The 14094-nt window shown below is 55.8% G+C and carries 14 protein-coding genes and 1 rRNA gene; 8 read left to right on the top strand and 7 right to left on the bottom strand.

What is annotated here, in order from left to right; translation table 11 throughout:
- A 5S ribosomal RNA gene (gene rrf / locus IEV00_RS07960) occupies positions 1 to 82 on the top strand; the annotation flags it as partial.
- A gap of 127 nt (positions 83 to 209) precedes the next feature.
- Here rrf and IEV00_RS07965 read toward each other — a convergent pair.
- Entirely contained in the window at positions 210 to 890 is a 681-nt protein-coding gene (locus IEV00_RS07965; RefSeq protein ID WP_188359839.1) for a SinI family restriction endonuclease, read from the bottom strand.
- A gap of 93 nt (positions 891 to 983) precedes the next feature.
- On the opposite strand from IEV00_RS07965, the gene IEV00_RS07970 reads away from it, so the two are divergent.
- The 5 genes from IEV00_RS07970 to IEV00_RS07990 all read left to right on the top strand — a co-directional run bounded on the left by IEV00_RS07970 (position 984) and on the right by IEV00_RS07990 (position 7452).
- A complete protein-coding gene (locus IEV00_RS07970; RefSeq protein ID WP_229723148.1) occupies positions 984 to 2393 on the top strand; it encodes a DNA cytosine methyltransferase in 1410 nt (469 codons plus the stop codon).
- Positions 2394 to 2824: 431 nt separating this feature from the next.
- Positions 2825 to 3931: an enoyl-CoA hydratase/isomerase family protein gene (locus IEV00_RS07975; RefSeq protein WP_188359840.1), complete on the top strand. Its 1107-nt coding sequence runs from the start codon at positions 2825 to 2827 to the stop codon at positions 3929 to 3931.
- A gap of 72 nt (positions 3932 to 4003) precedes the next feature.
- Entirely contained in the window at positions 4004 to 4279 is a 276-nt protein-coding gene (locus IEV00_RS07980; protein WP_188359841.1) for a DUF6457 domain-containing protein, read from the top strand.
- Positions 4266 to 5099, top strand: a complete 834-nt coding sequence (gene fdhD, locus IEV00_RS07985; protein ID WP_188359842.1) for a formate dehydrogenase accessory sulfurtransferase FdhD — start codon at positions 4266 to 4268, stop codon at positions 5097 to 5099. The genes IEV00_RS07980 and fdhD overlap by 14 nt, the downstream gene beginning before the upstream one ends.
- A 52-nt stretch (positions 5100 to 5151) precedes the next feature.
- The gene (locus tag IEV00_RS07990) at positions 5152 to 7452 is read left to right on the top strand and encodes an FdhF/YdeP family oxidoreductase (RefSeq protein WP_188359843.1); all 2301 of its coding nucleotides are present in this window, start codon (positions 5152 to 5154) and stop codon (positions 7450 to 7452) included.
- Between the two features lie 109 nt (positions 7453 to 7561).
- Here the strand turns inward: IEV00_RS07990 and IEV00_RS07995 are convergent, their stop codons facing one another.
- From IEV00_RS07995 to IEV00_RS08020, 6 genes are all read right to left on the bottom strand, one after another.
- Positions 7562 to 7780: a ferredoxin gene (locus IEV00_RS07995; RefSeq protein ID WP_188359844.1), complete on the bottom strand. Its 219-nt coding sequence runs from the start codon at positions 7778 to 7780 to the stop codon at positions 7562 to 7564.
- A gap of 10 nt (positions 7781 to 7790) precedes the next feature.
- Positions 7791 to 8993, bottom strand: a complete 1203-nt coding sequence (locus IEV00_RS08000) for an NADH-ubiquinone oxidoreductase-F iron-sulfur binding region domain-containing protein (protein WP_188359845.1) — start codon at positions 8991 to 8993, stop codon at positions 7791 to 7793.
- Positions 8990 to 9553, bottom strand: coding sequence for a ferric reductase-like transmembrane domain-containing protein (locus tag IEV00_RS08005; RefSeq protein WP_188359846.1), 564 nt, complete (start codon positions 9551 to 9553; stop codon positions 8990 to 8992). The genes IEV00_RS08000 and IEV00_RS08005 overlap by 4 nt, the downstream gene beginning before the upstream one ends.
- Positions 9546 to 10523 (bottom strand): FAD:protein FMN transferase, encoded by a 978-nt coding sequence (locus tag IEV00_RS08010; protein WP_188359847.1) that lies wholly within the window; start codon positions 10521 to 10523, stop codon positions 9546 to 9548. The genes IEV00_RS08005 and IEV00_RS08010 overlap by 8 nt, the downstream gene beginning before the upstream one ends.
- Positions 10523 to 10765 carry a hypothetical protein gene (locus IEV00_RS08015; RefSeq protein ID WP_188359848.1) on the bottom strand — a complete coding sequence of 81 codons (243 nt, stop codon included), beginning with the start codon at positions 10763 to 10765 and terminating at the stop codon, positions 10523 to 10525. Before IEV00_RS08015 ends, IEV00_RS08010 begins: the two co-directional genes overlap by 1 nt.
- A 155-nt stretch (positions 10766 to 10920) precedes the next feature.
- The gene (locus IEV00_RS08020; RefSeq protein ID WP_268234173.1) at positions 10921 to 12366 is read right to left on the bottom strand and encodes a glyceraldehyde-3-phosphate dehydrogenase; all 1446 of its coding nucleotides are present in this window, start codon (positions 12364 to 12366) and stop codon (positions 10921 to 10923) included.
- A gap of 236 nt (positions 12367 to 12602) precedes the next feature.
- Between IEV00_RS08020 and IEV00_RS08025 the strand changes: the two genes are divergently transcribed.
- Both IEV00_RS08025 and IEV00_RS08030 read left to right on the top strand, forming a co-directional pair.
- Entirely contained in the window at positions 12603 to 13541 is a 939-nt protein-coding gene (locus tag IEV00_RS08025) for a carbohydrate kinase family protein (RefSeq protein WP_188359850.1), read from the top strand.
- Between the two features lie 31 nt (positions 13542 to 13572).
- Positions 13573 to 14091 (top strand): YbhB/YbcL family Raf kinase inhibitor-like protein, encoded by a 519-nt coding sequence (locus IEV00_RS08030; RefSeq protein ID WP_188359851.1) that lies wholly within the window; start codon positions 13573 to 13575, stop codon positions 14089 to 14091.
- The last annotated feature ends 3 nt before the right edge of the window (positions 14092 to 14094 follow it).

Below are 14094 nucleotides of genomic sequence, written 5' to 3' on the forward strand. Positions count from 1 at the left end.
CATCCCGAACCCGGTAGCTAAGACCTGTTGAGCTGATGGTACTGCACTGGGGACGGTGTGGGAGAGTAGGTTGCCGCCGGTTTTTTGTTTGGGATGTTGGAAGGGGTCTGGGGTGTGGTGCTCCGGACCCTTTTCTATTTAAACTTATCAAAAGAAGACTGGGGCAAGTTGCCCCGGTCTTCCTTTTCTACCCATGCGTAGAGACAATTTTAATTTCCATAATATTCTTTGAAGTAGTTGTCTATAAATTTACGGAAACCTTCTTCTGTTAGTTTATTACCTTTTAAATCGAGGGGGAAGTTATCCCATTTAGTTTTTCCTGTACGAGATACGGTTCTATACCATTTTTGTATATCAGTCCCGTTCCTTATCGCAGAACTTGATGAGTTTTCAGAATTATCACGATTTTTGACTTGTAGGGATTCCCATTTAAATTTGGCTGAAGGGCGAATAAAATCTATGCTGCGAACAACTTCTCCAGCACACCAAATCCAATCGTTATCTTTTAAAACACTAAAGATATATCTTTCTAGCAGGTCACCTACTATATTTTCAGCTACCATAGCAACTCGATGTCCTTCGATTTGGGTCTTAACTTCATTCTTCGGAACTCCGTAACCACTAATCATAACTTCGGACAAGGCGGGATCTGGTTTAGTTTTTGGTTGAGGTAAATCTCTGTTCTTTCTGCCGTTAACAAATTTTTCTGCAAGCCATCTTAAATTTTGTTCGCTCTCGAATGAAGGATTAGGGTTATTTTTTGACTTCCTCTGTTTTACTGCAAATTCAGGATTGTCAAGCGAGAAAGATATAATTTTCACGAATGGTTCGCTTAGATTAGGGTCGATTTCATCCATGATTTTTCTAGCTTGTTGTTCGATGGATTCCAAGATAGCTCCTTTTTGTCTGGTCTACCTTTTAATAATTGCACTCCCTTAACTTATTGGTCAAATTCTTGTAGTGCTTTGCTCTCGGGGTGTAAAATGGTCTATGAAACAAAAAATTTATTTAGAATTGAAGACCATATGAATCAGTACCTGTCAGGGAAAGAAGTAGCGGAAAAACTTGGAGTATCATCTGCTGTTATTACTAGGCTTAGTAATAGGGGTGAATTGCAATATGAGGTAGTGGGTAAGCGAAAAATTTACCCAGCTAAGAGTGTGAAGCAATATCTTGTTGATAACAATCTCTGTGAAGCACCCAGTGATCATAAGCGCCGATTAAATAATAAGCCCAAAATTTCTGCCTTATCTTTCTTTTCTGGTGCAGGCGGATTGGATCTTGGTTTGGAAAATGTGGGAGTAACTAATTTACTCCATTGTGAAAATAATCGAGAAGCTCGAATGACAATTCAGTCAAATCGTCCAGAAGCTGCACTAATAGGTGATATTTCAAATACTACTGCAGGACAGATTCTTGAATTTGCAGGTCTGGATACTGATGATGAGGTTGATATTATGCATGGTGGGCCGCCCTGCCAAGCGTTTAGTACTGCCGGATCTCGCCGGGCTTTCAATGACCCAAGAGGAAATGTCTTTCTCCGCTACTTAGAATTGGCAGCTGAAATCCGACCTAAATATTTAGTAATTGAGAATGTACGTGGTCTCCTATCAACTCCGTACCCTCTTCGGAGGGGTGAAAACGCCGTTTCTGGTGGAGCTTTAACTCTGATTCTTAGAAATCTAGAAAATATGGGGTATGGTGTTTCATTTAACTTATACAATTCTGCAAATTTTGGTGCTGCACAGACCCGAGAACGTGTGATTTTAATTGCTAAACGCGATGGCTCAGTAATGCCTTGGTTAAAACCTACCAACAGTAATGATGAGTCATGGGGACTCCCCCGGTGGAAAACTTTTGGCGATGTTTGCAATGATCTTGATGTAATTGAACATCATTTTTCACAGTTTCCAGAAAAAAGATTGAAATATTTTAGAAAGTTAAAAGAAGGGGAATACTGGACATCCCTTTCAACGGAAGATCAAAAAGAAGCTTTGGGTAAAGCATATTTTTTGGGGGGAGGTAAAACGGGATTTTATCGACGTATTACTCGCAGTAAGCCTTCCCCTACATTGGTTACTAGTCCTACGATGCCTGCGACTGATTTATGTCATCCTATTGAACTGCGCCCATTAAGTATTGAGGAGTATAAGGCACTTCAAGGATTTCCGAGTGATTGGAATGTAGCTGGATCAATAAATGATCAATATAGACAGCTTGGGAATGCTGTTCCTGTTCCATTGGGCGAAGCCATTGGAAAGGCTATAATTGCTGATATGTCCGGAAATAAGTCAGATGAATATATCAATTTTCCCTACTCCAGATATAAAAATACTAGTCATTTATCATGGGGATATAATAATTTGCGGATGTGCGAAGAAAAACTTTTTTGACTCTTTGTTCTTTTTTGAGAATATAGCTATATATTTCATGAAAAATTTTTTAAATTTTGAAGATAGTGACAAGGAAATAAATATTATTTATTCCCGCATTGGTAAGCATACTGACCTAGCCTGCTCTATTATGGCTCAGCAGGGCGATTCACTTGTTGATTAAGTTCTGGCCATCGAGGACTACTTCAAAAAGTATCTAGAAACATTTACTAATGAAGACCTTGATGAGGCATTTGGCCGCAAGTGGGAATTTCCGTTTACCCGTAGTTCGCGGCTGGTCTTTATTATGGCCAATATTGCTTGGCGTCTGGCTCAAGCCAGTACGGGATTTGCTCGAAGAAATAGTTCATGCCACTTTGGGGTGGAGGGTCTTGACTTAACCCACGAAGTAAAGTGGTCTCAGAACACCGAATTGCAAAGGAGCACTGTTCGTGGCTGAAGAAAAGCAAGAAAACACCGCGCAGCCCCAGGAAGAGCTTGTTCTCGCCGAGATCCGAGGCAGGCTGGGCGTTATCACTCTCAACAGGCCCAAGGCCATTAATTCTGTCAACCTAGAGATGCTCCAGCTCATTGACCGCGCGCTGACCCGCTTCGAGGCAGATAGTAGCGTGGCCGGCGTCCTAATTCAGGGAGCGGGGGAGCGCGGTCTGTGCGCCGGCGGTGACATCGTGAGCCTTTACCGGGCTATTGAAGCTGAAGACGAAAAAGCGGGTATCGACTTCTTCCGCGCCGAGTACAGCACCAACTACCGTATTGCTACCTACCCCAAGCCCTTCATCTCGATTATGGACGGCGTGACCCTGGGCGGCGGCGTGGGCGTGAGTGCCCACGGCTCCCACCGTATTGTGACCGAGAAATCGCAGGTGGGCATGCCTGAGACCATTATCGGTTTTAGCCCTGATATTGGCGGCCTCAAGCTGCTGTCGCAGGCACCCCGCCAGCTGGGTACCGCCCTGGCGATGACCGGCATCTACATGAACGCCGGAGACGCCCTGCACAACGGTTTTGCTGACCACTATGTGCCCTCTGAACGGCTGCCTGAGCTCATTACCCATCTGGAAACCGCCACCGGCCCCGACTCAATCGAGCAGGTAATCACCCAGTACGCGGAGGAGCCGCCCGCCTCGCCCCTGGCAGAGAATGCCCACTGGATTGAAGAGGCTTTCAGTGGTGATGACGCCGTGGCGATTCGCAACCGCGTGGCAGAGTTCGCCAAGACCGAGGAGTTTGCCGCAGAGGTTCTACAGGCGCTGGAACACAATAGCCCTACCGGCATCAAGATGGCGCTCTACGGAGTTCGCCGTGCCGAGCAGACCACCTTGGCAGAGGTGCTCAATGCTGATTTTGCTATGGCAATCAACGCTATGCGCGGCCACGAGATGCGCGAGGGAATCCGCGCCCAGGTAATCGACAAAGATAAAACCCCGCGGTGGCAGCCTTCCCGCCTGGAGGAGGTTGAGGACGACGCCGCGGCTGCCTTCTTCGCGCTGCCGGAGGGAATCGAGCCCCTGGGTCTGGTTGAGGGAAAGAAGGCATAGACAGGCCGCCCTTGCCCCAGCTCACTTTGCTTAACTGCACAAAAACTTTAGTGTCGCGGTAAAGTAAATTGTATGAGCGAGAAAAAACCGGATGATCTGATCAGAGCTAAAGAGTTTCTCGGGCAGGTTTCGAAGGATCTAGAACTCAACCCGGAGATTATCGACGAGGTGATGCCCTACCTGCTGGGCATGACCAAGCATATTGCCCACGATGTTGTGCGCCCGGCAGCGCCCCTGGCGGCTTTCCTGGTGGGTCTCTCGGCCCAAAATGCTGATGTCGAGGTAATCAAGCAGCGGATTGCTGAGGTTGAAGAGGCAGTGAAGGGTTATCGGGATGGGCAGGCTTAACCGTTCGGCACCCATGCGCAAGGTGATCCGTCTTGAAGACGGTAGCTTCACCGTCAATAAGCGTAGCGACAACGTTACGGCTGAAGAGCCCCTGCAGATTCGCATGGGTGGTCAAACCATCACCACCACCATGCGCACTCCCGGCCATGACCTGGAGCTAACGCACGGTTTCCTGCACTCGGAAGGGTTGATTAAGAGCGCAGAAGACGTGGTCAATGCCCGCTACTGTGCCGGTGCGGTGGGCCCTAATGGGGAGAACACCTACAACACCCTCGATGTGCAGCAGTCGCTCTTTGTTAAGGCTCCCACCCTTGATAACCTGCGCCTGACCACCACCAACTCTGCCTGCGGAGTCTGCGGTTCAACCTCCATTGAGACCATTATGGATAAGCGCTACCGTGAGATTACCCCGGTTAAGCTCAAGCCAGAGCTGATTCTTCAGCTGCCCCAGAAGCTGCGGGAGAACCAGAAGATGTTTAAGAAAACCGGCGGTATTCACGCCGCCGCGGCTTTCGAATCTGACGGCACCCATCTTGTGACCCGCGAGGATATTGGCCGCCACAATGCGGCTGATAAGGTGATCGGTCACCTCATGCTCGAAGACACGCTGGACAAGCCGGGAAGAATCTTGGTGATGAGTTCGAGAGCCTCTTTTGAACTCGTACAAAAAGCCATTATGGCTGGCTTCTCCGCGCTGATCGCGGTCTCCGCGGCGTCGTCCTTAGCTATTGAACTCGCAGAAGAAGCGGGGCTGACGCTGGTAGCCTTCGCCCGCGACGACCGGTTCAATATTTACAGCGGCGAACTCGACCTCGATTAGTAAGCAACGATACAATTTGAAATACGCACTCCACAGTAAGTTAGGTTGAAAAATGAACGCCCCCCAAACCGACGCTCCTACCGTGAGCCGTATTAGCGCAGAAGCTAATGTGTACGATTACCCCAAGATTGGCAAGAAGTCCAAGGCAGCAGCGGGTAAGCACGGTGTCTACCACGCCATGAAGATGGCAGCCCCCAACAAGGCTGTTCCCACCCTGCTGAAGATGAACCAGCACGGCGGCATCGACTGCCCCTCCTGTGCCTGGCCCGAACCCAGCCAGAATGACCTCAACATTGTAGAGTTCTGCGAGAATGGCGCAAAGGCTGTTGCTGAGGAGACCGCTCCCGAAACCGCAACCCCCGAATTCTGGGCGAAGTACTCCGTAACCGAGCTCAAAGACAAGACCGACTTCTGGCTCGGCCACCAGGGTCGTATTACCGAGCCCCTGCTCTACGACCGCTCCTCGGGTGATGACCACTACCGCCCGATTTCCTGGGAAAAGGCTTTCTCCCTGATTAAGGATCAGCTGAAGAGCTTGGACGACCCCAACCAGGCGGTCTTCTACACCTCCGGCCGCGCCTCCAACGAGGCAGCCTACGCCTTCCAGCTGCTGGCCCGCCGCCTGGGCACCAACAACCTGCCCGACTGCGGTAACCTCTGCCACGAGTCCACCGGTGTGGCCCTGTCTGAGACCCTGGGCCTGGGTAAGGGCTCAGCCACCATGAAGGATCTGGAAACCACCGACCTCTTCATCTCCGTGGGCCAGAATCCCGGCACCAACCATCCGCGCTCGCTGACCACCTTCCACAAGATGAAGGAAAACGGCGGCAAGATGATTGCTATCAACCCCATGCCCGAGGTGGGCCTCATGGCCTTTGAGGAGCCCCAGTCGGTCAAGGGTGGCCTGGGTATCTCTGAGAAGCTGGCAGACGAGTACGTGCAGGTGCGCCTGGACGGCGACCGCGCGCTCTTCCAGCAGCTCAACCGCGAGCTGATTCGCCGCGATGCTATTGACCACGTTTTCATTGAGAAGTTCACCTCCGGCTTTGACGAGGTCAAGGAACACCTCATGAGCCTGGACGAGCGCGAGCTGGAGCGCGGCTCCGGTATCTCCGCAGCCCAGGTCTCCCGCATGGCAGATATGGTGGAGAAGGCTGGCTCCGTGGTGGTTGCCTGGACCCTGGGCGTCACCCAGCACAAGGACGCCGTCTTTACCATTCGCGAGATGGTCAACTTCCTGCTGCTCACCGGCAATATCGGCAAGCCCGGTGCCGGTACCGCCCCCTTCCGCGGCCACTCCAACGTGCAGGGTAACCGCACCGTGGGTATCTGGGAGAAGATGCCCGAGGCCTTCCTGAAGAACCTGGAAGACTACTTCGGCTTCCCCGTACCCCGCGAGCACGGTCTGGACTCCGTTGACTCTCTCAAGCAGATTCGCGACGGTGGCAACAAGTTCTTCATGTCCCTCGGTGGAAACCTGGTGCGCGTGGCCTCAGATACCACCGCCTGCCAGGAGGGCATGATGGCCCAGGAGATGACCGTTCACCTCTCCACCAAGCCCAACGGTTCCCACGCCTACCCCGGTGAGAAGTCCCTGATTCTGCCCGTTCTCTCCCGTACCGATGTGGACATGAAGAAGTCCGGCCCCCAGAAGATTACCGTGGAGAACTCTGCCGGTGTTGTCTCCGCTTCGATCGGCAAGCGCAAGGCTAACCTGGGCTACAACCTGCGCTCCGAGGTAGATATCATCTGCTCCATCGGCCGCGAGACCTTTGGCGATGACTTCTGGCAGGATCTGATTGACGACTACGGCAATATCCGTAACGCCATTGAGGGCACCATTCCCGGCTTCGAGCGCTACAACGAGCGCATCGAGAAGCCCGGTGGCTTCTACCTGCCCAACGGCCCCCGCGAGCGCGTCTTCAAGACCTCCACCGACCGTGCCCAGTTCTCGGTCAACTACACTAACGTGAAGGAACTGCCCGAGGGCTACTTCCTGCTCTCGACTGTGCGCTCGCACGACCAGTTCAACTCCACCATCTACGGTCTGGATGACCGCTACCGCGGTGTGTACAGCGGCCGCCGCGTCGTCTTTGTGAACCCCGAGGACCTCGCTGCTCGCGGTCTGCAGGACGGCGACCTGGTGGATATCGTTTCTGTGTGGGAGGACGGCGAGCGCCGCGCCCCCAGCTTCCGCTGCGTAGCCTACGACCACGCGAAGGACTGTGTCTCGGTCTACATGCCCGAGGGTAACGTGCTGGTTCCCCTGGATTCGGCCTCTGAGCGTTCCAACACCCCCGTCTACAAGTCGGTGCTGGTGCGTTTTGAGCCGGTGGGTAAGCGCTACATGTAGCCTTGAGCTTACATTAGGGACGCCGCCCCTTACCTTTCTAGTGGGTACACATTGAGAGCGCCAGTACATTTGTGTAAATGTACTGGCGCTCTCAATGTGTACTAAAAACCTAAATCAGCTTCAGCGCACGCAGAGGGCAGTCCGAGGCAGCCTGGCGGGCAGCTTTTTCTAGCTCGGCTGGAATTCTTACGTTGGTGCCTTCGGGGGAGTAGGGGTAGCCCCACTCGTCGGCGCTGAGCTTTTCTTCGAGAAGCTCGGTGCAGAGTCCCCGTCCGGCGCATTTGCCCCAGTTGATGTGGAGGGTTTTTTCTTGGAGTGCGGTTTTCACGGTTTTTCCTTTAGCTGTTTTGCAGGACGCGCGGGGGGCGGCTCGGTCTGTTCGCTGGGGTGAAGGTCTCTAGTGTGTGGAGAGCAAATCGGGCGGTGGCATCGGGGTGCTTGCACATGCCTCGTCCGCTGACTCCGCGACCCAGCCGGGCTACTTCTGCGGCCGCGCCGGGAATTCCCAGGGTGGCGGCGGTAAAGGCGTCTGCCAGGGCTGGGAGCCCGTTGACGCAGGGTCCGCACTGGCCGGCATTTTCTGCCGCTAGATAGTTGAGGAAGGAGGCTGCTACGGTGAGGGGGTCTTCTTTCTGGAGCAGGGGGTAGATGATTCCGGTGCCCGCGGCTATGGCCTGCTCTGAGCCCTCCCCGCCGGGAAGTGCGCCGAGTGGGGTATTTAGGGTTTCTCCCTTGACCCAGGTTCCCGAGAAACCGCCGGTAAGAACCGCGGGGGCAGCGGCAATTTCAAAGCCGGTAAAGCCCGCCTTTAGGAGAATTTCTCGGGTGGAGCTTCCGTGGGGAAGTTCAAGCACGAGGGCTCCGGCGCCGGTGCGGGTGTGGACGGTAAAGAGCCGGGTGCCCTTGCGTGCAAACCAATCTGACCCGTAGCGGGCGATGAGGGCGAGCTGGGCCAGGGTTTCTACGTTGTGTACCAGAATGGGCCCGCGCTCGGCTCTAAACACGTTCTTCGTGCCGGGCTCGGCACGGTTGAGCCGAGTTGTGCGATCCATGGGCTTAGAGATTCCCTGCAGGTAGGTGCGGGCAGCGGCAGAGGCCTCACCCGAAATATAGGTTCCCGGAGCCTGGATGAGTTCCACACCGCGAGCTCGTGCCAGGGCGGCAACCCCTGCCATCGATTCTTGGCGGGCGTAGAGCACCGGCCGCGAAGAGCCTACCAGGGCGCTCGCCAAAAGCAGGCCGTCTAGCACCAGGTGCGGTGCGTGCTCGAGGAGCATACGGTCTTTGAAGGAGAGGTATTCTCCCTCTGCCGCGTTGGCTATCACCGTGGTCTTCCGCCCGGTTTCGGTGCCCGCTAGCTTTGTATAGGTGGAGAAGCCGGCTCCGCCGCGTCCATCCAGGCATGAAGCCTGTACCTGAGCCAGAAGAGTATCGGCCGGAACCTGGGGAAAGTCCCCAAAGGTAGCGCGGTGGGCCGCTAGGTCAGCATGGTAGCCGGCGGCGAAGACCTGCGGTGTTGAAAGGTCGAGGCGGAGTGTCATGAGCGAACCTCCCGGGTTCTCTTGTGGGAATAATCCATAAATCGGCTGCGTAACCGGGCAACCAGAGCCAGCGCAACCACCCCTATGCAACCGATGCAAAGAGCCAGGAACCAGCTCTCACCCGAGTCAGAACCCGAGCCCAGTCCGTGGGCTAGGGCTAGCGGCCAGCAGGCGTAGGCGCCCCAGTGCACCAGGTGAAAGAGTCTTTCGCTGATGCGGGCCCGCAGAATCCCCGTGATAGCCAGGGCCAGTAGCAGGTCTAGGGCCAGGGTTCCCAAGCCGTTGGTGAGCGCGTCTGAGCTAGACATAAAGGGAACGAAGAAGTCCAGCAGGTTTAGCCCCGAGTAGCGATCGAAGAGCAGGCTCCCCACGTGCACCAGTACAAAGACCAGGGAGAGCAGGGAAACCGAGCGGTGAATCTGCATCACCGCAAAGCGCGGAATAAAGGGTAGGGGTCTTGCTGAACGAGTGGCCACACCCAGAGCAACCGAGGCTGTCAGCAGCAAAAGACTCATCACTCCGGTAGAGCGGGCGATCGCCCAAAAAACTTCATTAGTCACGGCTGGCTCCTGCCAGTTCGGGATCGGATCCCTGTTCGGTATTCTCCGGCCAGTTGTGGTGAATCAAGAGGTTCTGTGCGGTGACCAGCCTCGCCGCACAGTTACGCTGGGCCAGTTCCTCCTTGGCTTGCCTGCCCCAGACAATTGCCGCGGTTGCCAGCACATTGGCTACAGCCGCCGTCTCAGCAATCACGCTGGCCGTCTTGAGGTCTGGCTCGGCAGAAAGCCCGGTTCGGGGGTCGATAATGTGGTGCCAGCTGGCCTCTCCCCAGGTGCGCTTCTGTGAACTTGAGGTGGCGATTGCCCCGTTATTGATGAGCTCGACGACTGCCTGGGGGTCGCCCAGCAAATCTTCAACCACCACTGCCCAGCCGGGGTTTTTCTCCCGCGAGTAATAGGCACCGGCCGTAGAGATGTCTCCACCGAGGCTGAGAAGGACGGGCGCTTGGGCGGCTTCTGCCGCCGCTTCGGCTGCGAAGTCGGCGGCACATGCCTTGCCGATAGCGGTCAGATCCAGGGTGGCAGAGGTGGTCAGAAGCCACCCCTGATTCTCATAGTTGAGCTGCACCTGATCGTGTAGGTTCAGGGAGCCTGTCTGCTGGCAGACCAGCCTGCCCCCGGAGGTCACCTGAAGATCCAGGCTCTCCAGCCCCGCCCCATATCCCAGGGCCTGCAGGGAATCTTCTACGCGGGGGTCAAAGGCCCCGTCGGTGAAGTCGTAGGAGTAGAGCGCCTGCATGATGAGGAAGGCCAGGGTGTCGCTGACCTTGCAACTGACCGACCCCCGCGCTCGCACAGAGTCGTTGATAAGAGAGATTTCGCTGTGTTTGACCCAGCGGTTCATTACCCTCTCCACCGACTCCAGCTCGTAGGAGACCGCCCGGCGGGCGGCGGCCGCAGCGGCGTCGTCCTCGGTATCAACAGCGAGACGGCAGTCGGAGGTCCACTGAACCCAGTCAAAAATTTTCATTAGGATCCAGAGCTCCTGCCGGTGACCTTTTTCTGCGTGTTCTGCTGAACGTAGGGCGAGGTGGTTTTGGAGGAGGTCTCAGACGATTCGCTGTCTACCGAGCTGCTGCCGGCAACCTTGGAGGCAGTGGCCTCCTGAAAGATTTCGGAGCCTAGAATACCCGCGCCCGCTACGGAGAGAGTCAGCACGCCGGCAGTGGCAATTCTGTGGGCTGCCCGCCCCTGGCTACGCTTTTTCATCACGAAAACCCGCTTTCTAAGTTGATGTTCTCAGCTTAGAAAGCGGGTTTATGTGGAATGTATACCTTAGCTATGAATGAGCTGTGAAGGTTTTTGACCAGCTCTGGCCCCTGCGTGCGGTGCTTTCCGCGTTGAGGGCCAGAGTTGGTTAGGGACTCTTAGGACGCCGCGGGGAAGGTCGGCACGGAGTTGCCCGCCATCTTCTCGACCACGCGGATCACCTGGCAGGAGTAGCCAAACTCGTTGTCGTACCAGACGTAGAGAATGGCGGTGTTGCCGGTAACGATGGTTGCCAGACCGTCTACCACACCGGCGGTACGGGAGCCCACAAAGTCGGTGGAGACAACCTCGTGGGAATCGGTGTAGTCAATCTGGCGGCGCAGGGAGGAGTGCAGGGCGGCGTTGCGCAGCACCTCGTTGAGGGACTCCTTGGATTCGGGAGCCTTCTCCAGCTGCAGGTTCAGGATTGCCATGGAGACATCGGGGGTGGGAACGCGAATAGCGTTACCGGTGAGCTTGCCCTCCATCTCGGGCAGGGCCTTGGCCACTGCCTTAGCGGCGCCGGTCTCGGTGAGCACCATGTTCAGTGCTGCCGAGCGGCCGCGGCGGTCGCCCTTGTGGTAGTTGTCAATCAGGTTCTGGTCGTTGGTAAAGGAGTGCACGGTCTCCACGTGGCCGTGCTTTACACCGTATTCATCGCCCATAACCTTCAGCACCGGGGTAATGGCGTTGGTGGTGCAGGAGGCCGCCGAGAGCACCTGGTCTGAGTCGGTAATGATGTTGTCATTGACACCGCAGACGATGTTCTTCAGATCGCCCTTGCCGGGGGCGGTCAGCAGCACGCGGGAGACACCCTTGGACTTTAGATGCTGGGAGAGGCCCTCGCGGTCGCGCCAGCGGCCGGTGTTATCTACCACGATTGCATTGTTGATGCCGTATTCGGTGTAGTCAACGGTTGCCGGGTCTGAGGAGTAGATGAACTGAATGGGGGTGCCGTTAGCGATAATTACGTTGTTCTCGGCATCTACCCGGATAGTGCCGCGGAAGGCCCCGTGCACCGAGTCGCGGCGCAGCAGGGAGGCGCGCTTGAAGAGGTCTTTCTCGCCGTTCTTACGCACGACGACGGCGCGCAGGTTCAGGCCCGAGCCGGAGGAACGTTCGAGAAGGATTCGCGCGAGCAGGCGGCCGATGCGACCGAAACCGTAGAGGACGACGTCCTGGGTCTCAATCTCGGTCTCACCCTTCTTGCCCACTACCTCGGCAAGCTCGGTGCGCAGCCAGGCCGCCAGGTCTTCAGAGCCAGACTCTACGAACTTGTGCCACAGCTGGGCGATACCGACGGAGCAGGGGCCCAAATCGAGCTTGACGAGTTCCTGCAAAATCTTCAGGGAGTTAGCGGGGTCAAGCTCCTCAGAATCCACCTGACGAGCGAAGCGGTGCAGCTTCAGAATCTGAATAACTGAGCGGTTAACGAGGCTTCGGCCGTGAATGCTTACCACCACGCCGTTCTCGCGGTTGAGCTTACCAATCAGAGGAATCATTGCCTCTGCATCTGCCTCGCGAGTCAGCCACTGCTGGTGAGCGTTTTCGGTAGAAGTTGCCACGAATCTATCCTTCTTCCTCGATCGATTCGCCTTTGTATCGATCGGATAATATGCACTTGGTGTTACCGAAACCCAAGGCGTGCATCGTCGCATCGCCTTTGATTCGAGATAGCACATCAAGCATAACCTTGCCCCCTCTACAAGTGCAGGGTTTTTGTTCCACTTTGGGGCGCCCGGGCTAATATGTCGGTTTCATTACGACCCGACGGCGCAAACACTGCTGATACCATAAAACCATGTTGACAGTGATTGGCGAAGCCCTGGTAGACGTTGTAAACCGCCCCCATCAAGCTAAGCACGCCCACCCGGGCGGCTCACCCATGAATGTGGCGGTGGGCGTTGCACGTTTGGGTCACGAGGTTGAATACATTGGCCGTTACGGAAACGACGACTACGGCCGCATGATCGATGAGCACCTGCGTGAATCTCGGGTTGCTCTGCCGGTGGGAGCCGATAGCAAGAAGACCTCGGTTGCCCAGGCAAACATCGCTGAGAACGGCGCCGCTGATTATGAGTTCGACATTGACTGGTCACTAGAAGACGCGCGGCCTTCGCTGGAGAAAGCCGCCCGCACCTCATCTGCCGTTCACGTGGGTTCCATCGGTGCCATGCTAGAGCCCGGTGCCAGCCTGGTGGCTGAAACCGTGAAATCTGCCCACCAGCACGCGCTGGTAACCTACGACCCTAACTGCCGACCCAGCATTATTCCCGATGCCTCGCAGGCGCGGGCCTGGGCAGAGAAGGTTGTGCCGAACGCCGACGTCATTAAAGCATCGGATGAAGACCTGCTCTGGCTCTACCCGCACCGCACCGTTGAGGAATCAGCCAGGGCATGGCTGGAACTCGGTGCGGAACTGGTGATTGTGACCCGCGGCGAGATGGGCCCCTGGGCGATAACCCGCGCCCTGACCGGAGGCCTTGCCGTCGAAGCCCACCGGGTAGAGGTTGCCGATACCGTGGGTGCCGGTGACTCGCTGATGGCAGCCCTGATTACTGCCCTGCTCGACCGCGGCATTGAGGGCAAAGAAGCTAGCAAGAAAATTTCTCAGCTGGGCCAAGAAGAGCTGGCCGAGATTCTTACCTTCGCTGCTACCGCTGCGGGAATCACCGTCTCCCGAGCCGGAGCCAACCCGCCCACCCGCGCTGAACTCGAAGAGGTTCTGGCGGGCAAATAAACCAACCGAGTAGAAAAACAAAGGAGTAGTTATGCTCGACCGTGATCCCTACAAGGACCTCCCCGACCTGCCCACCTTCACCCTGACCTCTGAGAATCTTGAAGACGGCGGCAAGGCACCCACCTGGATGCTCTCCAAGCTCTTTGGCATTGAGGGCGGCGAGGATGTTAACCCCCAGCTTTCCTGGTTTGGCTTCCCCGAAGAAACCAAGTCTTTTGTACTGACCTGCTTCGATCCTGACGCCCCCACACCCAGCGGCTTCTGGCACTGGACTGTCTCTAACCTGCCGGTATCGGTGACCTCGGTGGCAAAGGGCGGCGCTGGCGCGCTCGGCGGCGTCAAGCACCTCAATGACGGCGGAACCCGCGAGTTCCTCGGTGCGGCACCTCCGGCTGGCCACGGCGCCCACCGCTACATCTTCTGCGTTACCGCCGTTGATACCGAAGAGCTCGATATTGACGAAAACACCTCACCGACCGTTGTTAACTTCAACCTCTTCTTCCACGGCATTGCCCGCGCTTTCTTGACCGTGACCCACGAAGAAAAATAGTTC

This window comes from Rothia aerolata (genome assembly GCF_014635585.1).
In the GTDB taxonomy this organism is placed as follows: domain Bacteria; phylum Actinomycetota; class Actinomycetes; order Actinomycetales; family Micrococcaceae; genus Rothia; species Rothia aerolata.